Below are 24422 nucleotides of genomic sequence, written 5' to 3'. Positions count from 1 at the left end.
CGCTCGCTGTCACGAAAAGCGGGGCCTGCCACCGGAATCGGTGACAGGCCCCGCCTTCGTGCGGTCGGTCAGGGGTGCTCGGCCACGTCCGCGAGCCAGTTGTGCAGCCACGCGGTCGCTGTCTCGCCATTGGTGTCCACCGTGTAGCGCGGGTAGGACTGGTGAACGCCGGAGGAGAGGAAATCCTGCACCTGGCGGGTCCACTGTTCGCCGGCGGGATCGTCGGGGGAGGCCGACAGGATGGCCGATCCGCCCGGCAGCAGCGCCTCGCCGAGAATCGACTGGACGGTCAGCACGTAGTTGCCGATCTGCAGCGGATCGGGTGCGGACAGCTGGGTGAGGAATCCGGCGAAGCGTCCGGCCAGATCATCGGTGGGCACTGAACAGTACAAATCGCCCGCCGCGCAGAAGGTTCGCACATTCTGGCTCAGAAACCCGAAGCCGCCGATCCGCGCCCCGCCCGCACCGGCGCCGGGCACCGGCGGGCCGATCAGCGCATCGGTGGGCCCGCGCCGCGGATCCGACAGCAGACCGACCGCCGCCACTCGCTCCGGCGGCACCACACCGTGTCCCGAACCGATCTCCGCCGCCAGATCACCGGCCGCGTCCGCACCCTGGCTGTAGCCGACCAGTGCGAAACGCGTTGCGCTGCACCGGGCCGCCATATCCGCGATCATGCCGCGGGCATTGGCGACGGCCTCCCGCTTCGAACGGCCGTAGACCTCCCCCTCCCAGGGCAGGGCGGTGGCCGCGTAGCTGACGTAGTCGGTGCGCACATTGCCGGGTAGTCCGCGAGTGACCTGGGACAGCATGCCGGGATGCGGATTGTCGCGGGAGGTTTCCCAGGTGCCCGGCACGGCGATCACATTGAGGTCCGGGCAATTACCCGGCGCCGCGACAGCCAACGGTGCGCCGGCCGTCGATAGCAAACCCGCCGCGACGGCCACGGTCGATGCGGCGGCAGCGCATACTGTTCTGAAAGACTGGGTTGTTCGAAATGACAAGGCCCACACTCCTTGCTCAGACCGTACCTAGGTTGGCAGTTCAGCAACTCGCGGTCACACCCCCGCACAGAGCTGCTGCCCGAGTTCTAGCCAATATCCGGCAAGCGGAGGAGAACCGCGCCGAACATACCAAGAAACTGCCCAGTCCTGTCGGCGCTTCGCCCGCAAGTCCGCAGACCCTCGCATTTCCGCATCTCACACCGCGTGTCTGTGAGCCGCCATGCCGCTCTGAACGCCGGGCCGGATACCGCCGGAGCTAGTTCGTGCCGAGGGCTTGCGCGAACAGGGGCCACGACTTGTGGAGGTCGTCCTCCCAGTAGTGCCACGTATGGGTTCCGGCGGAGCGGAATTCGACCTGGGCGGGGATATTCAGGGCGTTCAGTCGATCGGCGAGTTGGTGGGTGCAGGAGTTGGTCGCCGCTTCGATCAGGCCGCCGAGCAGAATCTGATTCGCCTTCGTGGCGGCCTGGCCGACGGTGAACGGGGGGACGATGGCCTCGGCGGGGCCGGGGAGGCCGCTGGAGCTGGAGAGATAGATTGCCTTGCCGCGCAGGCGATCCGCATTGAGCAGTGCGTCGTGATCGCGCCAGGCGGGGTCGCTGTCGCTGCCCCACATGTTCTCGGGGTCGGCGCCCGCGCGTGCCATCACCAGTTGGATATAGGTCCGGCCCGCCTGGTCGGAGGTGGAGGCGCAGCCGCTGTACGCGCCGACGGCGCGGTAGAGGTCCGGTGCGGTACCGGCCAGATCCAGGACCGAGGTGGCCGACATCGACACACCGGCAATCGCATTGACGCCCGACGCGCCCAGGGCCGCGTCCACGATCGGCGGCAGCTCGCGGGTCAGGAAGGTCTCCCACTGGTTGCGGCCGAGTTTCGGGTCGTCCCGCTGCCAATCGGTGTAGTACGAAAAGGCCCCTGCGGCAGGAGTAATGACGTTCACGTTCTTATCGGCGAAGAACTGCACGATATCGGTCTGGTTGTACCAGCTCGCGATGTCCTCGCCGCCGCCCGCGCCGTTCAGCAGATAGAGGGTGGGGCGCGGCGCGCTGGTATCGAAAGGTGTCAGCACCTGCAGCGGGATCACGCGGTCCATCGCGGCCGAATACACGTAAAAGGTTTGCTGCCGTTGCCCGGCGCGGTCTATGTGGTCCAGATGCGACACGGTCGGTTCGGCGTGGGCGGCAACCACGGAACCCGGCGCGCCGGACAACAGGGAGAGGGCGACTGCGGAAGCGGCGATCAGCACCGCATGTTTACGCGCGAGCAAGAAATGGTCCTCGGGGGAATGTTTCGATGGTGACGGAATTCCGGGCGGGTCCGCTCACCCCGGACTGCGGCCGGCGAAAAGCATTGCCGGCCACAGTCGGAGAGATCAGCTGCCGATCAGGTTCTTCAGCACTCCGGTGAGGAGGTCGCCGACCGAACCAGTGGAGCTGAGCTGGCCGTCGGAGGAGCCGAGGCCGTTATTGCCCAGGCTGCCCAGCAGCGATTCACCGGCATTGGCGCTGCGCGCGGTGAAGCATGCGGTCAGGTTCGGCAGGTTGTTGCTGACACCGACCGTGCCGGCCACGCCGATGCCACCGCTGGTGATCATCTGACCGGCCGAGACGCTGGCGGGCACCGCGTAGGTGATGGTCATGGTCACCGGGTTGCCCGAATTGACGAACCAGCCGGTGCTGGTGACCTTCCAACCGCCCGCATTCGGCTCGGGGGTCACGTCTTCGGTGGTCTGGCCGCCGATTGCGTGATACGCGGTGATGGTGGTCTTGATGGGCGCCGCGAAACCGGCCGGCGGGTAGTCGGTAATCGTATTCACATACGGATTACCGATACTCGTGGTGCCGACGACGATCGTGTAGGTGACGGTCGTGCCGACGCCGATGGAACCGGAGCTGACGGTCTTGTCGTACACGTGGGTGATGCCGACCGTGCTGATGTCGTTCTTGGTGGCATGGCTGGTCACCGAGCAGGCCGACGTATCGGCGGTCGCGACTCCGGTCGTCAGTGCAGTGCCGGCACCGGCGACGATCAGGGTGGAAGCCGCGATTCCCGCGAGCAATCGTGAAGTGTGGCGCATGTTTCCTTCCGGTGGTTCCAGGGCTTCCGGAACCGATTCCTCATCGATCGATGACCTGTCCCGCTCGGCGGTGACAGGTCATCTGGCGTATGAGTAAACGGCACCTACTGGACGCTTGTCTAGGGAATCGGAAAACTAGTGAAATGTTGTTATGTCACAAGTTGGAAAGCCCTGGAACGGTGATCGATCACCACGGTGGAGACATGGGGAAGCCCCGGGGACTAGCCTGCCCCGGGGCCTCGGTGTCCGCCCATTTGCAACACGCCGACACGTTTAAGAACGGACTCAGTCTGATGAACGCGGTGCTCTGCGATTGAGCTACGGCCCATTGGTGGCTGAGCCGGCGGGAGTTGAACCCGCAACCTCCACGTTGACAATCCGTTCTCTCGATTCGGCATTGGGCGGCGAATGCTGATTCTGGAGCGATAATGTGAGTTTGAGGGCGCGGTGCCTCTGCCGATTGGGCTACCCCGCCGCGAGTGGCGGGGGGAGGATTCGAACCTCCACTTGGCCGCTGTGCCTGTCACATTGAACTTCTGATTCAGCTTGCGCTCATTGCGCAACACCGACACTAGCCGGTGGTGCGGCGGTCAGCCAAACAGATATCCGAAGATCTCCGCGCCCGGCTTCAGCTGGGTGATCTCGGCATTGTTGGCCTCCTCGCGCGCGAACTTGACTGCGTGCTGCAGCTTTTCGACGCGCTCGGTCAGATCGTTCACCCGCTTGGCCGGCAGTGCGCCGGAGAACTTGATGGTCCGCCAGTAACCGACCACCACATCCTCGTGGTACACCTCGACCTGCGCCGGATGCTTCTCCGTCGCTTCGGCTTTCACATGGTTGCGCGGAATCTTCTTGGTGCGCACCGTCTGTACCGGTTCGGTCGCGTAGCAGTCGGCGGAGGCGTCGTACTCCCAGGATTCGGAGGCGTCCAGCACGGGGAGCTTGCGGACGAAGGTGTGCAGGTCGACCAGCTGCTTCTCCAGGAACAGCAGATAGGTGACGGGCGCATCCTGCACCAGGGTCCGGCCGTCCACCACCACATCGGCTTTCGCCGCGCAATTGGCCCAATCCTTGGTGGCCACCACATCGAACAGTTTGGTCAGGATCTCCGCCGTGGTCTCGAGCACTCCCTCGGACTTCACCTGTACGCGCGTCGACTCGGGCGGCAATTGCTCGCCCTCTTCATCTTTCGGACGGTAGGTGCGCGCGATGCCGCTCAGCAGCGGATTCTTGGCCAGTTGGTGATGGGCCTCGGTGAGCTCGGAAAAGGTCCGGGATTTGATCCCTTTCTCCACGGCGACAATCTGATTCAAACGTGTCATCCCGGCACTGTATCGGCGAATGCGCGTACTCGCCCAGCGGTTTTCCGACCACTTCGGCCAGGATGAGGGGTGCACTCGGGGTCTCGTGGTTGCTGGATGAACACTCGGCAAACCGCTCGGCCGGTGAGAGGTCCGCGGCGGTGCGCTCGGCGGGCCGTGGGTAAGGGTTGAAATACCTTGGTATGCAGCGCATTACCTCACTTTGGTGAGGCTCTCATTGCTGGAAAGCTGCTGCGGTTTTGGTTACGGTGACCGCTATGAGCGAAGAACTCGCCGAACACCTGCTTGTGCCGCACGAGTCCGAGCCGCATACGGGCAGCCTGGCGTCCCGGCTGAACTGGCTGCGTGCGGGGGTGCTCGGCGCGAACGACGGCATTGTGTCGGTCGCGGGCATTGTGATCGGCGTGGCGGCCGCCACCTCCGAGCGCACGCCGATTCTCACCGCGGGGATCGCGGGGCTGGCCGCCGGTGCGGTGTCGATGGCCCTGGGCGAATACGTCTCGGTCAGCACACAGCGCGATAGCGAGCGTGCGCTGCTGGCCACCGAATGTCGCGAACTCACCGAGGAGCCCGAAGCCGAGCTTGCCGAACTCGCGGCGATCTACCGTGCGAAAGGGCTCACCGAGGCCACCGCGCAGACCGTCGCGGAGGAACTCACCGCACACGACGCCTTCGCCGCGCACGCGGAAGCCGAACTCGGCATCGACCCGGACGATCTCACCAACCCCTGGCACGCCGCCCTGTCGTCGGCGGTGTCGTTCATCCTCGGAGCGCTACTGCCGCTGCTGGCGATTCTGGTTCCGCCCGCCGCCGACCGACTACCCGTCACCTTCGCCGCGGTCATGATCGCGCTCATCCTGACCGGCAATATCAGTGCCCGCCTCGGCGGCGCCGCGCCGCTCCCGTCGACCGTTCGCATAGCGATCGGCGGGGCGCTCGCCATGGCGGTGACCTACTGCATCGGCCACCTTGTGGGGATTGCGGTGTAGCGAGCCGACTTCCGGGGATCGCGAAGAAGGTGGATGCCGCCGCGGTTCGCCGATCTGGACGGGTCGGCCACGGGACGGCCTCGACCAGACCGGTGTGGCCCGGGTCGCTGACTGCGCAGGTCGAGCTGCTGGCGGAGTGCGGACCGAGCTGCTGACGGATATGGACTGAACCGCCGACTCGCGCGGGCCGGGTCGATGGCTTCGATCCGCGCGCAGGCTGTTGATCGTTGCTACTCCGCGCGCGAGAGCCGGGTCAATTCGACTGTGGCGGCGCGGAGTTCGCCGACCGAATCGAGCGGTGCGACGTAGCCGATGCGGGTGACGGCGATGCCGCGCGGGGTGGTGACGCGCAGGTCGAGGCCGTAGCGGTCGGCGCGTTCGCAGACGGCGGCGGTGGCGTCCGGGTAGCCGCCGCGGGCCTGGGCCATGGCGAGCAGGGCGTCGGCGTGATCGTCATTGAGGTGCGTGATGGCGCGGGCCGCCGCGGACACGACCGCGTCGGGGGCTGCGGCGGAATACTGTTCTGCGGTAGCGGAATCCATGCGGCCGTAGCCGCCGACCCAGCGGACCCGCTCCACGCGCATGACCCACAGCGTGAAATCGCTGAAGTCGATGTAGTACTTGGCGGCCGGAACCGCGGCCAGATGCGCCTCGCGAGCCGCGGCCGCTTCGTCACCCTGCGGCTGTTCGACCTTGCCCGCCAAGGTGACTCGCGAACCCGCCAGCGGATCGGACGGCAGATCAGGGCTGACGATCGACAGGCTCGCCCGGGGATCGGCGGCGAGATTGCGGCCGTGCTCGGCCATCCGCGAGACGCACAGCACCGGCTGACCATCGAGTAGTCCGTAGGTGACGAAGGAGGCCCAGGGCGCACCGTCGGCCGTGAGACTCGCCAGCGTGGCGGTATTCGTGGCCGCCACAACGGTTCTGGCTTCCTCGGCGGGAGACGGCCGATCAGCATTGCGGACGGCTGTCAGCGGCGGGGGAGTGGACGGGGCATCGCCCGGGTCACCGTGATCGAGAGGCACGCCTCACAGGCTACGCGCCGATCGCACCGGCCCGGCCCGCCGTGACTCGCCGCAGCCGAGGCCGCGCGCGATCTGGTGCCGGCGTCGGGCCGGTCCCCGGCCTTCTCGGACGGCGGCGCACCGCACAGCACGCGGCGTGACCACCTCGCCACGTAATTGCTCGCCCGGGGCAGGTGCTGTCCCGGGTATCGGCCTCACTCGGATGCTGCCCAGGTCAGCAGTTTGTCCACGGGCCAGGTATTGACGATCCGCTCGGCGGGCACGCCGCAATCCAGCGCGCGCTGCGCACCGTACCCGAGGAAATCGAGCTGGCCGGGAGCGTGCGCATCGGTATCGATGGAGAAATCGCAGCCGATATCGAGTGCCAGCCGCAAGAGCCGGGTCGGCGGATCACGGCGTTCCGGCCGGGAATTGATCTCGACGGCGGTGCCGTGGTCACGACAGGCGGTGAAGACCTGCTCGGCATCGAACGCCGACTCCGGCCGGGTGCCCCGATTGCCCTCGACGAGCCGGCCGGTGCAGTGCCCGAGAATGTCGGCCTGCCCGCCCGAGACCGCACGCACCATCCGCCTGGTCATCGCGGCGGCGTCCATCTTGAGCTTGGAGTGCACGCTGGCCACCACGATATCGAGTCGTTCGAGCAGTTCCGGTTCCTGATCGAGCGAGCCGTCGTCGAGAATATCGACCTCGATACCGGTGAGAATGCGCATCGGCGAGAACTGTTCGCGGAGTTCGTCGATGACGTCGAGCTGCTGCCGCAGCCGGTCCGGCGACAGCCCATTGGCGACGGTCAATCGGGGCGAGTGGTCGGTGAGCGCACAGTACTCGTGCCCCAATTCCTTTGCCGCGCCCATCATCTCAGCGATCGGCGCGGACCCGTCCGACCAGTTCGAGTGCAGGTGCAGATCGCCCCGGAGCGCGGCCCGCAATGCCCCGCCACCCAGATCCTTTGCCGCGGCTCGCAATTCGACCAGGGCGTCGGGCTCGCGCCCGGACCAGGCTTGCGCGATCACGGTGGCCGTCTTCGGGCCGATGCCCGGCAGCGACTGCCAGCCGTTCGACTTCCCCAGCGTCGCCCGCTGCGCATCGTCGAGCCGCTCGACGATATCGGCGGCATTGCGATAGGCCATCACACGTCGCGAGTCCTCGCGGGCTCGGTCCTTGTAGTACGCGATCCGGCGCAGGGCGACCACGGGGTCCATCTCTCCAGTGTGCCCGGGGATCGCTGGAGGGCGGGCCTTGATCTCGTTCCGAGTCGCCAAGCTTTACGGATTTACTTATAGATCATACAATGATTGCTATGACTACAACTAATTCGAACTCTGATCCGGGCAAACGAGTGCTCCTGATCGGCGCTTCTCGCGGCCTGGGCCTCGCACTCGCGCAGGAGTGGTCGAACAACGGCTGGCAGGTCGTGGCCACCGTGCGCGGCGCGCGCCGAACCCCGCTGCACGATCTGGCCGAAGACTCCGCCGGGCGCATCGAAATCGAAACCGTCGACATCACCGAGCCCGCGCAGATCGAGGCGCTGCACGACCGGCTGGCGGACCGTAGGTTCGACCTGCTGTTCGTGAACGCCGGCGTCACCAACGAGCCGGAGGGCACGGTCGCGGAGACCTCGGCCGAGGAGTTCACTCGGGTGATGGTCACCAATGCGCTCGGCCCACTGCGCGTCATCGAGGCGCTGCAGGACCTTGTCGAGCCCGCGGGCACGATCGGCGCTATGTCCTCGGGCCAGGGCAGTGTGGCCGATAACGTGCGTGGCGGGCACGAGGTGTACCGCGGCAGCAAGGCCGCGCTCAATACCTTCATGCGCAGCTACGCGGCACGGCAGGGCGGCGAGCGCACGCTGGTTCTCATGGCTCCCGGCTGGGTGCGCACCGAACTCGGCGGCCCCGACGCGCGGTACAGCATCGACGAGAGCATCCCGAATATCGTCAAAACGATCGACTCCCTGCGCGGGGTACCCGGTCTGCGGTACGTCGACTTCCTCGGCCGGACGGTGGCGTGGTGACCGACTCCGCGAAACCCTCGGCCGATCCCGTCCAACAGGCGTGGGCTCTGATGCACCGATTCGTCGAGGCGCACAATCGCCGGGGCGAACTCGCCGAGGCGCTCGGATTCCGGCTGGGCGGCGGCCGCGGCAAAATCCTCTTCCAGCTCCGCGAAGGTCCGGCCACCCTCCGCGAACTCGCGGACGCTAATGGCGTCGACGCCCCCTACGCGACCCTGATCGTCGACAAATTGGAGGCGCACGGTCTCGTCGAACGCCGGCCGCACCCCGATGACAGACGCCGCAAACTGGTCACGCTCACGTCCGCCGGGCACAATGCGATCGCGACCGCCGACACCATCCTGCTGCGCCCGCCCCCGGCGGTCCGCGACCTCTCGCCCGAGGACCTCGGACAGCTCACCGAACTCCTCGAGCGTCTCCTCCGCGCAGATGCCGCCGCGCCCGAAGATTCGAAGTTGCCCCGGCTACCGTCGCTGGACTCCTGATCAACGCTCGGTCGTCGCTGCCGATCAGGTCGCGGCGCTGACGTGGCGAAGTGGTGGGCACGGTGCTGACACACCGCGATCTGATACGAAATCTTGGGATTCCGGCAAGATGGTCCCGTGGACCGTGAGGCGGAGGACGACGTGCTCGACGCTGTACAGCCGCGACGGCGTGCGTTGCGCCGCGGGGGTGCGGTCGAGTTGACGATCCTGTCCGGTCTGCGCGGGATATGTGCGCACGTGCGCGCCGAACCCCCTCGCTCGGCAATTGCGGGTGCCAGTTGAGTCATCTCGGACTACCTGGAATCGGGAAGGCGCGCATGGGATTCGAGGAGAATCGGACGGGTGGGCTGGTGCTGTGGGCGGTGGCGGCGTGGGGTGGGATCGCCGCGGTGCTGACGGCTCCGATCGCGGCGGCGCTGGTGGGGATCGTGTATCGGTTTCCGATCCCGTTCGGCGACAATGCGCGTGGCGCCGGTGATGCCCTGAACGCGGCGCTGGCCTCGGTGTTCTACCTGGTCATGGGTGAGGGTGTGGTGCTGGCGCTGCTCGGTGGCGCTGCGGGGTATTTCATCGCGCGGGCCGTGGGGCCGGGACTGTTGCGTCCATTGGCGCTTGCGGTGGTGGCCGCGTTCGGCCTGACGCTGCTCGGCGCCCTCGTCCTCGCGGCGTTCAGATAGATCATTCATATTGCTGTGCAAGAGATTTCGCTTGCGCAGCGGATTCTTACACGCCTTTGCCGTTTGTCTGACACGGCTTTGATATCGACCGCGCACGATGCCGTGAGTGGCTCGGAGACAACCGGGTCGTCACGTGCGGAGGAGTGAGGGATATGCGCGCTGGTGTGCGGTCGATAATGGGGTTCGGGCTGGCAGCGGCTGTGCTCGGCGGGCTGATCACGGGATGCGGTGGGGGAACGGAGGATTGGGGCGGCGCCGCGCCGAGTTGGTGCCCGACCGTGGCGGGGCACGGGGTGGATTGCGGTGTGGTGGAGCGGCCACTGGTGCAGGGGCGGGCGGAGCTGGGGACCGTGCAGGTGGGGTATGCGCGGATCAAGCACAGCCGGGCCGACGTGGAGGCGTCGGGCACGGTCCTGCCGAATCCCGGTGGACCGGGGGTGCCGATGATCGGGCATGCCGCCGAGGCGGCGACGTTGTCGCAGGCGCTGCTGGATGACTACGACGTGCTGCTGATCGATCCCCGCGGGACGGGAGTGTCGGATGCGCTGGATTGCGGTGTGGGACAGGACGCTTATCAGCTGGATACGCGGGAGGCGCAGTTGCAGGCGGTGGCTCACTGCGGACAGCAGCTGGGGGAGAAGGCGGCGGGATACACCTCGGCGGCGACGGTGGACGATTTCGACGCGGTGCGCGCGAAACTCGATATCGACAAGGTGATTCCGTACGGCATCTCGTATGGGACCTACCTGCTCCCCATCTATGCGCAGCGGCATCCCGATCATGTGCAGTCGATCGTGCTGTCGGGCGCCTATCCGAACGACAGCGATCAGTTGCAGCGGCCCAACGCCGAAGCGGTATCGCTTGCCCTGCAGCGTATTTGCGAACGCAGCCACGTCTGCGACGGCAATACGGCCGTCGATGACCTGCGCACCGTCGCGACGCGGCTGCGGGACAAGCCGATCACCGTGGCGGGCAAGGGGCCGATTCTGCTCACCGAAGCCAAGTTCGGCAGCCTGGTGTTCGAGGCCGCGACCAGCAATGTGGGCGCCGACCCGGAAACCCTGACTCCACTCGGAATGCTGCCCGCCGCACTGCATTCGGCGGTACGCGGTGACGACGCCGGATTGATCGAGTTCGTTCGCCGCACCACCGACGAACCGGCCTATGAGAACATCGGGCTGTATATCACGGTGGCCTGCAACGATTATGCGCCACTGTGGTCGCCCGAAGCGGCGCTGCCGCAGCGTGAACAGCAGTTCGGCGAGGCCTTGGCGAAGGCCTCGGGCGGGTTCGGCGCATTCAGTGCGCAGGGTTTCACGGCCGCGCAGCGTGACGGCGGCGACGCGTGCATCCGCTGGCCCGGCATCAAGGGCCTGCAGCGTCCCGATCAGGTGCGTACCGCCATGCCCGACGTCCCGGTGCTGGTGCTCTCGGGTGATCTGGATGCGATCACCCCCGATGCCAACGGCAAACTGGCCGCGGCGAAATTCGCGCATTCGACGTTCGTTTCGGTCCCCAATACCGGGCATGTGCCGGATCTGGAACCCAGCGGCTGCGTGGTCGGCATCGTGGCGCACTTCGTCCGCACCGGTACCGCCGGGCCGACGGATTGTGTAACCACGATCCCGCCGATCGTCGTGGCTCCGGTCACGAACTGACAGGGCCAGCACCATGACCGCAACCGCCGCCAGCCAGACTGAGCCGGTGACTTCAGCAACAGTGCTCGTGGTCGAGGACGATCCGAATGTGCGCAGCACTCTCGAACAATTGCTGCGCTTCGAGGGCTATCGGGTGCAGCTGGCCGGCGACGGTCAGGAGGCGCTCGATCTGCTGGCGCACGAGCGCCCGGATCTGGCGGTGGTGGACGTGGTCATGCCGCGCCTGGACGGTCTGTCGCTGTGCCGGGCGCTGCGCCGCCGCGGTGACCGCCTGCCGATTCTGGTGCTCACCGCGCGGCAGCAGGTCGGTGATCGGGTCGCGGGGCTGGACGCCGGAGCCGATGACTACCTGCCCAAGCCCTTCGATACCGAGGAACTGCTGGCTCGGCTCCGGGCGCTGCTGCGGCGCAGCGCACCGGAGGACACCGGCGCCGCCATCCTCGCGATCGCCGATCTGACCCTGGACCCGGCGACCCGGGAGGTGCAGCGCGGAGCCACCCTGCTCGAACTGACCCGCACCGAATTCGACGTCCTGGAGCTACTGCTCCGCAATCAGCGTGTGGTGCTCTCCAGAAGCCAGATCTACGAACACATCTGGGGCTACGACTTCGATACCGAATCACGTTCCCTCGACGTCTATATCGGCTACCTGCGCCGCAAGACCGAGGCCGGCGGTGCGCCGCGAGTGATCCACACCGTCCGCAATGTCGGCTACACCATCCGGTCGGCATGATGCTGCGCGCGCGGCTCACCACGGTCGCGGTCGCGGCCACCGTCGCGGCGATCCTGATCACCGTGGTGACCGCCTATCGCAGTGTGTCCCCACTGATCGCCGATCAGGTCGATCGCGGCCTGGCCGATCGCGCGAATATGGTGCTGGCCCTTCTGGATGCCGGTGCGGCGATACCGGCGCGACCGGATATGACCGAGCAGCTGCTGCTCCCGGACGGCACCGTGCAACCCCTGACACCGGGCCGAAACCCGTTGCCGGTGAACGACTCCGATCGCGCGGTCGCCCGCGCGGGTGCGGGCAGCACCGAGACCGATGTCGATGTGGCCGATGTCCCGCACGGTGTGCTCACCAGGGCCCGCCCCGGCGGCGGCGCGCTGATGGTCGGCCAGAACTATGCCGAGGTCGACCGTATCGATAACGAATTCCTGTGGCGCACAGCCTGGATCACCCTCGCCGCGGTCGTCGCGGCGGCAGTGATCAGCTGGCTGGCCATCGGCCGGATTCTGCGCCCGATGCGCCGGCTGGCCGATGCCGCGCGGCGGATCACCACCACTCGCGATCTGGCCACCGTGCTCCCGGAGGCGGGCCGCGACGAGGTCGGCGAACTGACCCGCGGTTTCCACTCGATGCTCGCCGCCCTGCGTTTCTCCCGCGCACAGCAGCACCGTCTGGTCGAGGACGCCGGTCACGAACTGCGGACGCCGCTGACCTCGGTGCGCGGCAGCGCCGAACTCCTGCAACGCGCCCGCGGCAAACTCGGCCCCGAGGACGAGGCCCAGGTGCTGACCACCCTCGTACAGGAGGCCAAGGCGCTCGACGCCCTGGTCGGTGAACTCGTCGAACTCGCCACCGACCAGCACACCGCGGAAACCCCGGCGGTCCTGGACCTGCCCGAACTCGCCGAGGACTGCGCGCGCCGATTCCGCCGCCGCACCGGCCGCACCATCACCCTGCACATCGAGGACCCGGTCCCGGTGACCGCCCGCCCGCAGGCCCTGGCCCGCTGCATCGACAACCTGCTGGACAATGCCACCAAATACAGCCCACTCGACACCGCGATCGATATTCACCTCACCGGGTCCCGGCTCGCGGTGCTCGATCACGGCCCGGGCATCGACCCGGCCGCACAGCGTGCCGTCTTCGACCGCTTCTACCGGGCCGACCGCACCCGGGCCACCGCGGGATCGGGTCTGGGCCTGGCCATCGTGCACGACATCATCACCGCCCACTCCGGCTCGGTCTTCGCCGCCAACCGCCCCGGCGGCGGCGCGGAAGTGGGGTTCCAGCTCCCCGGCGAGCGCTGAGGACGCAGGTGCGGGCCGCATCCGCACTGGGTGGCGATTGCCGCGTGCGGTAGAAAAGGTCCAGGCATTGTGAAGACCCGCGTCTTCCCCGATGCTGCCGCCGGACCGGGTTCGTGCGGCCTCGCAACTACATCTGTCGAACGGAGAGAGGCTGTTTCATGGCGACCTCTACAGCGCGTGCCCAGATCGGCGTCACCGGCCTGGCGGTCATGGGTAGCAATATCGCCCGCAATTTCGCACGGCACGGCTACACGGTCGCGCTGCACAACCGCAGCATCGGCAAGACCGACGCGCTGCTCGAAGCGCACGGCGGCGACGGTGACTTCATCCGCACCGAGACCGTCGAGGAGTTCGTGGCCGCGCTGGAGAAGCCGCGCCGCGTGCTGATCATGGTCAAGGCCGGCGACCCCACCGATGCCGTCATCGAGGAACTGGCCGCGGCCATGGAGCCCGGCGACATCATCATCGACGGCGGCAATGCGCTGTACACCGACACCATCCGCCGTGAGGCCGCCATGGCCGCGCGCGGACTGAACTTCGTGGGTGCGGGCATCTCCGGTGGTGAGGAGGGCGCGCTCAACGGGCCCGCCATCATGCCCGGCGGCCCGAAGGAGTCCTACGAGTCGCTGGGGCCCATGCTGGAATCCATTGCGGCGCAGGTCGACGGCACCCCGTGCTGCACCCATATCGGCCCGGACGGCTCCGGCCACTTCGTCAAGATGGTGCACAACGGCATCGAGTACGCCGATATGCAGCTGATCGGCGAGGCCTACAACCTGTTCCGCGATGCGCTCGGCTTCGACGCCAAGCAGATCGCGGATGTGTTCACCGACTGGAACTCCGGCGATCTGGAGAGCTACCTGGTCGAGATCACCGCCGAGGTGCTCAATCAGGTCGACGCCAAGACCGGCAAGCCGCTCGTGGACGTCATCGTCGATGCCGCCGAGCAGAAGGGCACCGGCCGCTGGACCGTCAAGTCCGCGCTCGATCTCGGAGTGCCGGTGACCGGTATCGCCGAGGCCGTATTCGCGCGCGCCCTGTCCGGTTCGCGGGCCCAGCGTAAGGCCGCGGTCGGCCTGGCCTCCGGTCAGCTGGCCGAAAAGCCCACCGACGTAGCGGAATTCACCGAGGCCATCCGGCAGGCGCTGTACGCGTCCAAGATCGTCGCGTACGCGCAGGGCTTCGACCAGATCGAGGCGGGCAGCGCCGAATACAACTGGAATCTGCACCCCGGCGATCTGGCGACCATCTGGCGCGGCGGCTGCATCATCCGGGCCCGGTTCCTGAACCGCATCAAGGAGGCCTACGACGAGAACCCGGCGCTGCCGAGCCTGATTCTGGCCCCGTACTTCCGCGAGGCCATCGAGACGGCCATCGACAGCTGGCGCCGGGTGGTGGCCACGGCCACGCTGCTCGGAATTCCGGTGCCCGCGTTCGCCTCCTCGCTGTCGTACTACGACGCCCTGCGCGCCGAGCGGCTCCCGGCGGCCCTCACCCAGGGGCAGCGCGACTTCTTCGGTGCGCACACTTATGAGCGCATCGATGCGGACGGCAAGTACCACACGCTGTGGAGCGGCGACCGCAGTGAGATTTCCGCGGGGTAGTTCACAGCTGCTGTTCACCGTATAAGTTCCGAATCCCGCCGAGAAGGGCGGAGCCTGTGCCGATCCGGCAGGCTCCGCCCTTTTTCTGTTGGGGGTATAGCACAGGGCCAGCTCAGGGCTGCCTGAGAGGTTTCTGGGGATCGTCATGGAGTCTGCCGGGAATGCCGCTGCGGGGCTCGGCAAAGTGCGTGGGCTGCAGTAGTTTTCGAATTGCTTCATTGGGAATGGATGGTTCGAAAGGTCGTCGGGATGGGTCTTCTAGCAGCTCTCTTTCTTGGTCTCTGCGCGGGCAGCGCCGCAGCCGCAGGCTCAGCCGGCGTTGCCGGCGCCGCGGCGGGGAATGTCTCCGATTCATTCTGATCATCGCGGTTGACCGGATTACTTCCGGGTTCGGTCGACCTGTGTGCGGATTGAATCGGTAGTGGCGTCCGAATCGGACTCGTCGTGCGGCCGTAGGGGGTTCAGCATGTCGGCCGATTCGGACGCCACTGTTTTTTTGCCTGTAGGTGTGTGGAGCGAGTTCCTCCTGTGTTTCCGAGGTTCGGAGAGCTAGCGTCGTCCCCATGGACTCGCTGGTGCAGCGAATTTTGAGTTTTTCCCCGGTATGGACGTATCTGGCGGTCGCCCTGCTGGTATTCGCCGAGGAGGCGATGGTTTTCGGGCTGCTGGTGCCCGGGGATACGGCGGCGATCTTCGCGGGGGTGGCGGCCAGTCGAGGGCATTTGAATCTGCCGACCGCGATGGCGCTGGTAGCTGTATCGGCGGTAGTCGGCGCCAGCGTCGGATTCGCGATCGGCAAGATTTATGGCGTGCGCGTGCTGGAGTGGTCGATTTTCGACAGGTATCGCACGAATCTCGAGAAGGCTGTGGACTTTCTGCACCGGCACGGCGGCTGGGCGATTGTTTTCGGCCGCTTCAGCACGTTCTTCCGAACCATGCTGCCGCAGTTGGTCGGCATGTCACCGATGTCCTACAGCCGGTTTCTGGTGGCCAGCTTCGGGGGCGCGGTGATCTGGGGTTCGGCGATGGTGCTGGCGGGATATCTGGTGGGTCAATCGTTCGCGGTAATCCTGAAGCAGATCGATTCCGATCTGGCGATCGTCATTCCGGTGCTGTTGATACTCGGCCTGGCCTATTGGAAATGGCGGCAGCATCGGCAGGCCGGTAAAGCTGTGCACTCCGATCCGGAGTGAAGGCCGGGCAACCCTGCTGGATCCGGTCGGGTCGCGGCGGGGGTGCCCCGGTAATTGGGGGCGGGAGGGATTCCCGGAACGAGACTGCGGGGCCTTTGCGGGTTTGTACACTCGCGCTGGAGTGAATGACGAACACTTCAGTTCATGATTCGAGGATCTCATGCAATTCGGGAACAGCGCCCGGTGGATGTGTGCGGCCGCCCTGGCGATTGCCGCCTCGGTGAGCGGGGCCGGAGCGGCGGGGGCGGATGCCGCACCTGGCGGCAAAGCCGTTGTGGTGCTTGGCGATTCGTACAGTGCAAACAAGTGGGACTTCTTCTCCGAGAACGCCGAATGCGTACACGGCGACACCTCCTGGCCCACGCAGTTGGCCGGGCTCATGCACGGCTCCGACCTGCTCGACGGGTCGTGCCCGGGCGCCTCCATCGACACTCCGCCGGGGTACACCCTCGGTATCGAGACGAAGATGGCCGACCAGGCGGGAGCTTTCGGGCCGCGCACCAAACTGGTGACACTGCAGTTCGGACTGAACGACCACTGGGGTTCGAATGATGTGACCCTCTGGTCGTCACTGCAGAAATGCGTCTTCGATCTGGTCGACGGGTGCGGGCCGGAGGCGGTGGATCAGGACCGGATGCCCGACTACCACGGCGTTTCGGGTGCGATCTACGCACAGCGCATCAGCAATGCGGTGACCTACATCAAGTACTACGCGCCCAATGCGCGCATCGTGCTGGTCGGCTATCCAGAATTGTTCCCCTCGGGGCAGGACGCCCTCTGCATCAGCGTGCTCGGCGTCGCCCCCTACATCCAGCCGCGCGGCCGGGCCCTCATCGAATTCCTCGACCGCATGGACCGGGCGCAGCGCGAGGCCGCCGGCCTGCTCGGCATCGACTTCCTCGACAACCGCACCCCGACCGCCGGTCACGGCCTGTGCTCGGATCAGCCCTGGCTCAACGGTTTCGGCGACTTCCGTGCCGACCCCGGCGGCCTGCCCTTCCATCCCTCGGCCAGGGGCGATTCGGTGGTCGCGAGCGCCCTGTACGGCAAATATTTGCAATGACCCCTGTCATCCCGGCACGCTTTTGGCCGGGATCCACTACGGCCTGGTCAGCTCGGCTGTACGCCGATCATGGGAAGTATGGTGCGCCGGGCGAATTCGCGGGCGGCCTGTTCGTCGCCGAGCGGGATGAGCCCGTCCGGCGTGAGCGCGAGTGACTGACCCAGTCGCGCGAGCACTTCCGCCACCAGGTCGGCGTCGAAATCGCCCACGCTCCCGGATTCCTGTAGCCCGCGCAGCTTTTCGGCGAGATAGGTGCGGCCGACCGCGAGCACCGGACCGGCCTCGGTGGTGAGCCGGGGCAGGATCACATCGGGTTCGGTCCGCAGGAGTCGTTGCAGCAGTTTGTTGTTCGCCAGATTCGTGATGAAGGCGACGAAGATCTCGACCAGCTGATCCTCACCGGCCTGGCCGTTGTGCGACAGCTGCCGCACCCGCTGGTCGATCTCGGCGATGAACTGCTGCGCCTCGCGCACGCTCACGGCCTCGACCAGATCGTTCTTGGATTCGAAGCGGCGGTAGAGCGTGGCGGGGCTGATGCCGGCGCGACGTGCTATCTCTCCCATGCTGGTTCGCTTGATTCCGAAGTCGAGGAAGGCCGACAGCGCGCTCTCCAGGAGCTGTTCGCCTTCGGCCCGGGGCTTCTCCAGAATGCGTTGCAGGATGGCGGGCACGGACGGCATCGAGTCTCCAGTCGATCGGTTGACATCCGCGACGCTGCGGTGGGAACGCGTCATTATCGCATCGCGCGAGAAGTCCCGAATGTCGGCGGTCGACTGGTGTCCACTCAGTGGACGTTGAGTGCGGCCATCTCGCGTTCTATCGCATTGGCCGCGAAATCGATTCCATTGGAACGTAATTCGTGTACTCGGCGCTGCAGCGCCTCGATGCCCCCCGGCTGGTCCGCAATATCGGCCACGCTGATCCGCTGCCGGTGCATACCGTTCTGCTCGTACAACACCGTATGAAACCTCCTGCTAGCCACGAGCACGCGCCCGGCAGGCGGCGGCACAGCCCGGGCCGCCGGGAACGCTATGCCGAATGCTAACAGCGGACCATATGGTCGCTTGTTCAGTGTGGGAACTCTCACACACCCTCTCGAGTCACACCTCTTGACCGTTACGGTGCAGACTCGTGTTGTGCAGGTACACTGCGGCATTCAGCCGAATGCGATCCAACTCGGCTTCGCCCAGCTCGCGCCGCACCTTGCCCGGCACACCCGCCACCAGTGACCCCGGCGGAATCTGCGCCCCCTCCGGAATCAGCGCATTCGCGGCGATCAAACTGCCCGCACCGATCACCGCGCCATTGAGCACCGTCGCCCCCATGCCGACGAGCACATCGTCACCGATGGTGCACCCGTGCAGAATCGCATTGTGCCCCACCGAAACCCCCGCACCGACGGTGCACGGGAACCCGGGATCGGCATGCAGCACGGACCCGTCCTGAATATTGCTGCCCTGGCCGACACTGATGTCCTCGAGATCCCCGCGCAGCACCGCCGAATACCAGACACTCACCTCCGCCCCCAACCGCACCCGCCCGATCACCGTGGCATTCGGCGCAATCCACGCACTCTCGTCAATCTCCGGAGCATGCTCACCCAGCTGAATCCTCATACTCGAGAACCTATCGTCCGCGTCGCCCGCTGCGGCACCGCCCCGCGTCGCGAAGGCGACAACTGATCTCGTGAGCGTCGGGGTAACTCCCGGGGTACCCCCAGAACTCCCCCAGCACCTAACCGCCGGCACGGGTGCATGGCCGGTTGGGAACTCAGCCGCCCGCTGAAGTTCCGGAGAGGCGGAACAGTGTGCGGTGGGTTGCGGGGCTGGTGCCGAGTTGCCGGTGGAAGTGCTGGCGGAGGTTGACGGCGGTGCCCAGTCCCGCGTCGGCGGCAACGCGGTCCATGGTGTCGTCGGTGGATTCCAGCAGTAGGCGGGCGCGGTCGATGCGCTGATGCAACAGCCACTGCTGCGGGCTGGAACCGGTGCGGTCGCGGAAGCGGCGGGTGAAGGTGCGGCGCGACATGAGGGCGGTGCGGGCCCAGGTATCCAGGTCGACCGGTTCGCTGAGATGGGTACGCGCCCACACCATTGCGTGCTCGATGGGGTCGTTGTCGAGAGCCTCGGGAACGGCGACCGGAATGTACTGTGCCTGCGAACCACCCCGATGCGGGGCCAGTACCAGGGTGCGGGCCAATTCGGTGGCGATGCGGCTACCGAGATCACTGCGCACCAGATGTAAGCAGCAGTCCAGAGCGGCGGCGACACCGGCGGAGGTGACCAGATCGCCGTGATCGGACCAGAGGGTGTCGGCGCGCACCCGCACGGCAGGAAACGCGCGCGCCAACTCGGCTGCCGCGGACCAGTGCGTGGTGATCTCGCGGCCGTCGGCGAGACCGCTGTCGGCGACGGCCCAGGCGCCCAGGCACAGTCCGACAATGCGGCTCCCGCGCTGGTGCGCCCGCTGCAGTGCCGCGCGTGTGGGCTCGCTGAGTGGCTGGTGCCGTTTCCAGCTCGGAATGACCACCGTTTCGGCGCGCTCCAGCACATCCAGGCCGTGCCGCACGACAATCTCGAATCCTGCTGGGGTAGAGAGGATTCCGGCCTGCTCGGCACAGATGTCGACGCGGTAGGGAGCATCCTTCTGACCGCTCGTGCCGACCTGGCCGAACACCAGGCTGGGCACGGAGAGGTGGAAGGGGCTGATCTGATCGAACGCGAGGACCGCCACCGAACGCATGGCCCGATTATATCGATAAGCGGCCTTCGGGCCACTGTTCGCCGCTGCGGGAGCCGGGCAAACTTCATGTCATGACGAACACGATCGATCGCACCGCTTCCACCACCGTCGACCTCCTGCACATCGGCGGCCCCACCGTGCGCTTCCGCTATGGCAACCTCACCTGGCTGACCGATCCGACGTTCGACGAGCCGGGCGACTACCCCTCCGGCCCCCTCGTCCTGCACAAGCTGACCGGCCCCGCCCTCCCCGCCGATCAGGTCGGCCCGGTCGATGTGGTGCTGCTCTCGCACGATCAGCACTCCGACAATCTCGACCCCGCCGGCCGTGAATTCCTGACCACCGTCGAGCGGGTGCTGTCCACCCCCGACGCCGCCGGGCGCATGGAAGGCGTTCAGGGACTGCGGAACTGGGAATCGGTGACCATCGGTGACGTGACGGTCACCGGCGTGCCCGCGCTGCACGGTCCCGAGGGTGCGGAAGCGCTCTCGGGTGTGGTCACCGGTTTCGTCCTGCAGGCCGCCGGGCTGCCGACGATCTATGTCTCCGGCGACAATGCCTCCGTCGACCTCGTCGAGCAGATCGCGCAGCGCATCGGCCGCATCGATATCGCCCTCCTCTTCGTCGGCGCCGCGAATGTCGACCGCTTCGGTGACAGCGACGTCACCCTCAACGGCCGCAGTGCCGTCCGCGCCGCCGCCGCCCTCGGTGACGCCGTGATCGTCCCGGTCCACGGTGAAGGCTGGGGCCACTTCTCCGAAACCCTCGACTACCTCGCCCGCAATTTCGAATACGCGGGCCGCGCCGCCCAATTGGTCATCCCGGTCGCAGGTGAAATCCTCGCGGTAGCCGCCCGATAGCCGTCGCGCGACACCGCGATCCTCCGTAATCCCGGGATGCTCTGGCCGGGATCCACACCGGCAGTTCTTCTGGGGATTCGGTGAATTCCAGCTGACGCTGCTCCGGTTGCCACGGCAGAAGTCGAGCTGTGGCGGTGGTGGCGGCGGCCGGGTGCGTGGGACACCATGACGGGTATGCGAATCGGTGTGCCACGGGAGGTCAAGGAACAGGAATTTCGGGTCGCGCTGACCCCTGCCGGAGCCGGGGAGTTGGTGCGACAGGGGCATGAGGTGGTGATCGAGGCGGGTGCCGGCATCGGCTCCGGATTTGTGGATGCCGACTATGTCGCCGCCGGGGCGCGCATGCTGGCCACCCCCGATGAGGTGTGGGGTGCGGCCGAGCTGGTCTTGAAGGTGAAAGAGCCCATCGCTCAGGAGTATTCGCGCATGCGGGCGGGGCAGGTGCTGTTCACCTTCCTGCACCTGGCGGCCTCCCGCGAGTGCACCGAGGCGATTCTGCATTCCGGAATCACCGCCATCGCGTACGAGACCGTGCGGGCGGTGGACGGTTCGCTGCCGCTGCTCGCGCCCATGAGTGAGGTCGCCGGAAAACTGGGCACCCAGGTCGGCGCATACCAGCTGATGTCACCGCAGGGTGGGGAGGGTGTACTGCTGGGCGGGGTGCCCGGTGTGCGGCCCGCCGATGTGGTGGTGCTCGGCGGTGGGGTGGCAGGCAGTAATGCCGCCGGTGTCGCCGTGGGCATGGGTGCGCGAGTCACCGTGCTGGACACCAATATTCCGCGACTGCGCCAGCTCGACGCGCAGTTCGGCGGGCGGATCACCACTATCGGATCCAATGCCGTCGAGGTGGAAAAGGCGGTGCTGGCAGCGGATCTGGTGATCGGCTCGGTTCTCGTACCGGGCGCCCGGGCGCCGAAGCTGGTACCCGACACCCTGGTCGCCCGCATGCGCCCGGGTTCCGTACTGGTGGATATCGCCATCGACCAGGGCGGGTGCTTCCAGAGCTCGCATCCGACGACGCATGCGAAACCCACTTTCCGCGTGGTGGATTCGCTGTTCTACTGCGTCGCCAATATGCCGGGGGCGGTGCCGCACACCGCCACGGTCGCGCTCACCAATGCCACGCTCCCGTATGCCCGCGCCATTGCCGATCTGGGCTGGCGAGCCGCGTGCGATGGCGATCCCGGTCTGGCACAGGGACTTACGGCCGATGCCGGGCAGCTGTATTCGCCGGAGGTCGCGGCGGCCCACGGTCTGCACCCCGTCGGCGGGGCAGCGCACTGAGGGCGTAACCATGGACAGACAGCGGGCCCGCCGCCGGATCGAATTCGGTGGCGGGCCCGCTGCTGCGTGGATCAGCTGTGGTCGCCCAGCGTCCAGTCGGCGTCGGCCTCGGTCGGAAGATTGTGCAGCTTATCAGGATTGCGCACCACATCGATATTGGTGATGCGGCCGTTGTCGATGGTGAACGAGAGCACGCCCAGGAATTTGCCGTCGAACACCACCAGGCCCGGACGGCCGTTGACGAGCACCGAACGGCCCCAGGCCCCACCGGTTTTCGTCATGAACTGCTGGAAGTTCACCAGCGTCTCCGCGACCGAGCTCGAACCGTGCAGCGGATGCAGGAACGCCTGCACCTTGCCGCCGCCGTCGGAGGTGAAGGTGACGTTCGAATCCAGCACGCCCAGCAGGGCGCTCAGATCACCCGAGCGCCAGGCCACCGAGAAGGCCGATACCACCTGCTCGTGCTCGGCCGGATCGGCCGGGAAGCGCGGGGTGCCCGACTCCACATGCTTGCGTGCGCGAGATGCCAACTGGCGCACCGCCGCCGGGGTGCGGCCCACCACCTCGGCCACCTCCGGACCGGTCATGCCGAAGACATCCTGCAGCACGAACGCGGTGCGTTCGGCGGGGGAGAGCGATTCCAGCACCACCAGCAGCGCGGTGGTGACGCGCTCGTCCTGGGTGACGCGGTCGGCCGGATCATCCCAATTGGTGATCTCGGGTTCGGGCAGCCATTCGCCGACGTACTGCTCACGCCGGGCGCGCGCGGAGCCCAGATGGTCCAGCGCCAGGCGCCCGGTGACGGTGGTCAGCCAGGCGCGCAGATTCTCGATCTCGGCGCCGTCCGGGCTGGTCTCGTAGTAGCGCTGCAGCCGCAGCCATGCGTCCTGCACCACATCGTCGGCATCGCTGAGACTGCCGAGCGTGCTGTAGGCGACCCGGCGCAGATATCCGCGATGCTCCTCGAATCGGCGCGCCAATTCGTCCTGACCGGGTGCACCGTGCCGTTCGTCGCTGCTCATTGTCGCCTCACCGTTCGTTTCCACTCGCCCGTCCGGACGATCACTCACCCAGCCGACGAAACAGACGCGTCCACTGTGACATTGCCGCGTTGCGTTCCGAGTCCCGGGCCGGATTCAGCGGCGGGCGAATGCAACTGCTGCGGCGGCCAGCACGGTGGCCAGCTGCACGGCCTCGGAGAGCCGGACCGCGCGGCGCAGATCACGCACCCTGGGGGCAGGGCCGTCCCCGAGCGTGGGCCGCATTTCGATACCGTGCCGGTACTGCGTGAGCCCACCGAGCTGCACCCCGAGCGCACCGGCCATAGAGGCTTCCGCCACACCGGCATTCGGGCTGGGATGCTTGCCGCCATCGCGCCGCCACGCCCGCCACGCATCGGCGGGCCTGCCCCCGACCACCGGCGCGAGCACCGTAGTGACTACGCCCGCCACTCGCGCAGGTCCCAGATTGGCCACATCATCCGTGCGAGCCGCAGCCCACCCGAACCGCCCGTACCGCTCATTGCGATACCCGACCATCGCATCGAGCGTATTGATCGCGCGATAAGCCAGCAGCCCCGGCACCCCCGCCACCGCACCCCAGAACAGCGGCGCCACAGTCGCATCCGAGGTGTTCTCCGCAATCGACTCGAGCGCCGCCCGAGCCAGCCCGTCCGCATCGAGAAACTCCGGATCCCGCCCGCACAGCGAAGGCAGCAACTCCCGCGCCCCCGCCACATCACCCGCCTCCAGCCGATCCGCCATCTCCCGCCCGGTCCGCGCCAGCGTCGTCCCACCGAGCACAGTCCAGGTAGCAGCCGCCGTCAGCAGAATCTCGCCCACCGCCCGCCCCGCGCCACCCCTCCCGGCATTCGCGCCGCCGAGGTCCATTCCCGCCGTGTGAGACCGATCGCGCCCGGCCCGCCGCGGCCCGCGGACCGCCCGCCGAGCCCCAATTCCCAGCCCCGTGACCGCCCCGACCAGCAAAACCTCGTGCATCACCCCGGCCCCGCGCCCATCCCGGTACGTCACCTTCTCCAAAGCCTGTGCCGCCGAACCGAACCCGGCCACCGGATGCCCCCGCCGCGGATCTCCGAGCACCCGATCCATGGCAGCCCCCACCACCAACCCGGCCGCGACAACAGTCCCCGTACGCACTCGGCGAGGTTATCCACCCCAGGCCCGTCCCACTCCACCGCCCTCACGGATCGCCGGAAACGCCCTTAACAGCCAGAAGTCGCCGGATCCCGCTACGACCGGCTCCCGGAGGCCCGGTAGCGCCGGTATGTGGCGGAACAATGCATGGCTGGGCGGTACAACCTCTGCAAGGTGTACGTGGTTGAGACAGAGGCTGTTTCGCTGCGTGGAGCTGTGTGCCCGGCGATCGGTG

Annotated in this window: 24 protein-coding genes; 12 read left to right on the top strand and 12 right to left on the bottom strand. The window is 67.0% G+C overall.

All coding sequences use genetic code 11. The features are described 5' to 3' along the window. Nucleotides 1–68: 68 nt before the first annotated feature. The 4 genes from ABZX86_RS24775 to ABZX86_RS24760 form a co-directional block, all read right to left on the bottom strand. The gene (locus ABZX86_RS24775) at nt 69–1004 is read right to left on the bottom strand and encodes a cutinase family protein (protein ID WP_355127051.1); all 936 of its coding nucleotides are present in this window, start codon (nt 1002–1004) and stop codon (nt 69–71) included. A gap of 256 nt (nt 1005–1260) precedes the next feature. Next, nucleotides 1261–2217, bottom strand: a complete 957-nt coding sequence (locus ABZX86_RS24770) for an alpha/beta hydrolase family protein (RefSeq protein ID WP_355127291.1) — start codon at nt 2215–2217, stop codon at nt 1261–1263. 159 nt (nt 2218–2376) lie between these two features. Beyond that, nucleotides 2377–3081 (bottom strand): hypothetical protein, encoded by a 705-nt coding sequence (locus ABZX86_RS24765; RefSeq protein ID WP_355127050.1) that lies wholly within the window; start codon nt 3079–3081, stop codon nt 2377–2379. 590 nt (nt 3082–3671) lie between these two features. Then, nucleotides 3672–4403, bottom strand: a complete 732-nt coding sequence (locus ABZX86_RS24760; RefSeq protein WP_355127049.1) for a hypothetical protein — start codon at nt 4401–4403, stop codon at nt 3672–3674. A gap of 257 nt (nt 4404–4660) precedes the next feature. Here ABZX86_RS24760 and ABZX86_RS24755 point away from each other — a divergent pair, with 257 nt between their 5' ends. After that, nucleotides 4661–5392, top strand: a complete 732-nt coding sequence (locus ABZX86_RS24755; protein WP_355127048.1) for a VIT family protein — start codon at nt 4661–4663, stop codon at nt 5390–5392. Between the two features lie 230 nt (nt 5393–5622). Here ABZX86_RS24755 and ABZX86_RS24750 read toward each other — a convergent pair whose 3' ends face one another. Together ABZX86_RS24750 and ABZX86_RS24745 are read right to left on the bottom strand one after the other, a co-directional pair. Continuing rightward, the gene (locus ABZX86_RS24750) at nt 5623–6420 is read right to left on the bottom strand and encodes a DUF2470 domain-containing protein (RefSeq protein ID WP_355127047.1); all 798 of its coding nucleotides are present in this window, start codon (nt 6418–6420) and stop codon (nt 5623–5625) included. 194 nt (nt 6421–6614) lie between these two features. After that, on the bottom strand, nt 6615–7622 hold the full coding sequence (locus tag ABZX86_RS24745; protein ID WP_355127046.1) for a PHP domain-containing protein: 1008 nt from the start codon (nt 7620–7622) through the stop codon (nt 6615–6617). Nucleotides 7623–7720: 98 nt separating this feature from the next. On the opposite strand from ABZX86_RS24745, the gene ABZX86_RS24740 reads away from it, so the two are divergent. The 9 genes from ABZX86_RS24740 (at nt 7721) to ABZX86_RS24700 (ending at nt 17151) form a co-directional block, all read left to right on the top strand. Further along, nucleotides 7721–8434: an SDR family oxidoreductase gene (locus tag ABZX86_RS24740; RefSeq protein ID WP_355127045.1), complete on the top strand. Its 714-nt coding sequence runs from the start codon at nt 7721–7723 to the stop codon at nt 8432–8434. After that, complete coding sequence (locus ABZX86_RS24735; protein ID WP_355127044.1) at nt 8431–8919, top strand: MarR family winged helix-turn-helix transcriptional regulator; 489 nt, start codon at nt 8431–8433, stop codon at nt 8917–8919. Before ABZX86_RS24740 ends, ABZX86_RS24735 begins: the two co-directional genes overlap by 4 nt. A 317-nt stretch (nt 8920–9236) precedes the next feature. After that, the gene (locus tag ABZX86_RS24730; protein WP_327141226.1) at nt 9237–9596 is read left to right on the top strand and encodes a hypothetical protein; all 360 of its coding nucleotides are present in this window, start codon (nt 9237–9239) and stop codon (nt 9594–9596) included. Between the two features lie 152 nt (nt 9597–9748). After that, nucleotides 9749–11254, top strand: coding sequence for an alpha/beta fold hydrolase (locus tag ABZX86_RS24725; RefSeq protein ID WP_355127043.1), 1506 nt, complete (start codon nt 9749–9751; stop codon nt 11252–11254). 46 nt (nt 11255–11300) lie between these two features. Continuing rightward, nucleotides 11301–11987 (top strand): response regulator transcription factor, encoded by a 687-nt coding sequence (locus ABZX86_RS24720; RefSeq protein WP_355127042.1) that lies wholly within the window; start codon nt 11301–11303, stop codon nt 11985–11987. Next, entirely contained in the window at nt 11984–13291 is a 1308-nt protein-coding gene (locus ABZX86_RS24715) for a HAMP domain-containing sensor histidine kinase (RefSeq protein ID WP_355127041.1), read from the top strand. The genes ABZX86_RS24720 and ABZX86_RS24715 overlap by 4 nt, the downstream gene beginning before the upstream one ends. A 158-nt stretch (nt 13292–13449) precedes the next feature. Continuing rightward, on the top strand, nt 13450–14895 hold the full coding sequence (gene gndA, locus ABZX86_RS24710; protein WP_355127040.1) for an NADP-dependent phosphogluconate dehydrogenase: 1446 nt from the start codon (nt 13450–13452) through the stop codon (nt 14893–14895). A 563-nt stretch (nt 14896–15458) separates the two neighbouring features. Beyond that, on the top strand, nt 15459–16088 hold the full coding sequence (locus ABZX86_RS24705) for a DedA family protein (RefSeq protein WP_355127039.1): 630 nt from the start codon (nt 15459–15461) through the stop codon (nt 16086–16088). A 160-nt stretch (nt 16089–16248) separates the two neighbouring features. After that, nucleotides 16249–17151: an SGNH/GDSL hydrolase family protein gene (locus ABZX86_RS24700; RefSeq protein WP_355127038.1), complete on the top strand. Its 903-nt coding sequence runs from the start codon at nt 16249–16251 to the stop codon at nt 17149–17151. A 47-nt stretch (nt 17152–17198) separates the two neighbouring features. On the opposite strand, the gene ABZX86_RS24695 is transcribed toward ABZX86_RS24700, so the two are convergent. The 4 genes from ABZX86_RS24695 to ABZX86_RS24680 all read right to left on the bottom strand — a co-directional run bounded on the left by ABZX86_RS24695 (nt 17199) and on the right by ABZX86_RS24680 (nt 19890). Next, nucleotides 17199–17831, bottom strand: a complete 633-nt coding sequence (locus tag ABZX86_RS24695) for a TetR/AcrR family transcriptional regulator (protein ID WP_355127037.1) — start codon at nt 17829–17831, stop codon at nt 17199–17201. A 104-nt stretch (nt 17832–17935) separates the two neighbouring features. Next, complete coding sequence (locus ABZX86_RS24690; protein WP_355127036.1) at nt 17936–18109, bottom strand: hypothetical protein; 174 nt, start codon at nt 18107–18109, stop codon at nt 17936–17938. A gap of 142 nt (nt 18110–18251) precedes the next feature. Beyond that, entirely contained in the window at nt 18252–18767 is a 516-nt protein-coding gene (locus ABZX86_RS24685; protein ID WP_355127035.1) for a gamma carbonic anhydrase family protein, read from the bottom strand. Between the two features lie 154 nt (nt 18768–18921). Then, on the bottom strand, nt 18922–19890 hold the full coding sequence (locus tag ABZX86_RS24680) for a helix-turn-helix domain-containing protein (protein ID WP_355127034.1): 969 nt from the start codon (nt 19888–19890) through the stop codon (nt 18922–18924). 71 nt (nt 19891–19961) lie between these two features. On the opposite strand from ABZX86_RS24680, the gene ABZX86_RS24675 reads away from it, so the two are divergent. Further along, the gene (locus ABZX86_RS24675; protein WP_355127033.1) at nt 19962–20750 is read left to right on the top strand and encodes an MBL fold metallo-hydrolase; all 789 of its coding nucleotides are present in this window, start codon (nt 19962–19964) and stop codon (nt 20748–20750) included. Nucleotides 20751–20924: 174 nt separating this feature from the next. Continuing rightward, nucleotides 20925–22034, top strand: coding sequence for an alanine dehydrogenase (gene ald, locus ABZX86_RS24670; RefSeq protein WP_355127032.1), 1110 nt, complete (start codon nt 20925–20927; stop codon nt 22032–22034). A 71-nt stretch (nt 22035–22105) separates the two neighbouring features. On the opposite strand, the gene sigJ is transcribed toward ald, so the two are convergent. Then, on the bottom strand, nt 22106–23056 hold the full coding sequence (sigJ, locus tag ABZX86_RS24665) for an RNA polymerase sigma factor SigJ (RefSeq protein WP_355127031.1): 951 nt from the start codon (nt 23054–23056) through the stop codon (nt 22106–22108). A gap of 114 nt (nt 23057–23170) precedes the next feature. Beyond that, nucleotides 23171–24190, bottom strand: coding sequence for a cobalamin biosynthesis protein (locus tag ABZX86_RS24660; protein WP_355127030.1), 1020 nt, complete (start codon nt 24188–24190; stop codon nt 23171–23173). Nucleotides 24191–24422: the final 232 nt, after the last annotated feature.

Origin of the sequence: Nocardia sp. NPDC006630 (assembly GCF_040611495.1) — a bacterium.
Lineage (GTDB): Bacteria > Actinomycetota > Actinomycetes > Mycobacteriales > Mycobacteriaceae > Nocardia.
Note: the sequence above shows the minus strand (reverse complement) of the source record. Positions and strands in the feature narration are given on the sequence as shown.

What these genes read in the sequence shown, in the direction of transcription:
- ABZX86_RS24765 (WP_355127050.1), bottom strand. Translation starts at nt 3,081, where the DNA reads ATGCGCCACACTTCACGATTGCTCGCGGGAATCGCGGCTTCCACCCTG.
- ABZX86_RS24760 (WP_355127049.1), bottom strand. Translation starts at nt 4,403, where the DNA reads ATGACACGTTTGAATCAGATTGTCGCCGTGGAGAAAGGGATCAAATCC.
- ABZX86_RS24755 (WP_355127048.1), top strand. Translation starts at nt 4,661, where the DNA reads ATGAGCGAAGAACTCGCCGAACACCTGCTTGTGCCGCACGAGTCCGAG.
- ABZX86_RS24745 (WP_355127046.1), bottom strand. Translation starts at nt 7,622, where the DNA reads ATGGACCCCGTGGTCGCCCTGCGCCGGATCGCGTACTACAAGGACCGA.
- ABZX86_RS24740 (WP_355127045.1), top strand. Translation starts at nt 7,721, where the DNA reads ATGACTACAACTAATTCGAACTCTGATCCGGGCAAACGAGTGCTCCTG.
- ABZX86_RS24730 (WP_327141226.1), top strand. Translation starts at nt 9,237, where the DNA reads ATGGGATTCGAGGAGAATCGGACGGGTGGGCTGGTGCTGTGGGCGGTG.
- ABZX86_RS24725 (WP_355127043.1), top strand. Translation starts at nt 9,749, where the DNA reads ATGCGCGCTGGTGTGCGGTCGATAATGGGGTTCGGGCTGGCAGCGGCT.
- ABZX86_RS24715 (WP_355127041.1), top strand. Translation starts at nt 11,984, where the DNA reads ATGATGCTGCGCGCGCGGCTCACCACGGTCGCGGTCGCGGCCACCGTC.
- gndA (WP_355127040.1), top strand. Translation starts at nt 13,450, where the DNA reads ATGGCGACCTCTACAGCGCGTGCCCAGATCGGCGTCACCGGCCTGGCG.
- ABZX86_RS24705 (WP_355127039.1), top strand. Translation starts at nt 15,459, where the DNA reads ATGGACTCGCTGGTGCAGCGAATTTTGAGTTTTTCCCCGGTATGGACG.
- ABZX86_RS24700 (WP_355127038.1), top strand. Translation starts at nt 16,249, where the DNA reads ATGCAATTCGGGAACAGCGCCCGGTGGATGTGTGCGGCCGCCCTGGCG.
- ABZX86_RS24695 (WP_355127037.1), bottom strand. Translation starts at nt 17,831, where the DNA reads ATGCCGTCCGTGCCCGCCATCCTGCAACGCATTCTGGAGAAGCCCCGG.
- ABZX86_RS24685 (WP_355127035.1), bottom strand. Translation starts at nt 18,767, where the DNA reads ATGAGGATTCAGCTGGGTGAGCATGCTCCGGAGATTGACGAGAGTGCG.
- ABZX86_RS24680 (WP_355127034.1), bottom strand. Translation starts at nt 19,890, where the DNA reads ATGCGTTCGGTGGCGGTCCTCGCGTTCGATCAGATCAGCCCCTTCCAC.
- ABZX86_RS24675 (WP_355127033.1), top strand. Translation starts at nt 19,962, where the DNA reads ATGACGAACACGATCGATCGCACCGCTTCCACCACCGTCGACCTCCTG.
- ald (WP_355127032.1), top strand. Translation starts at nt 20,925, where the DNA reads ATGCGAATCGGTGTGCCACGGGAGGTCAAGGAACAGGAATTTCGGGTC.
- sigJ (WP_355127031.1), bottom strand. Translation starts at nt 23,056, where the DNA reads ATGAGCAGCGACGAACGGCACGGTGCACCCGGTCAGGACGAATTGGCG.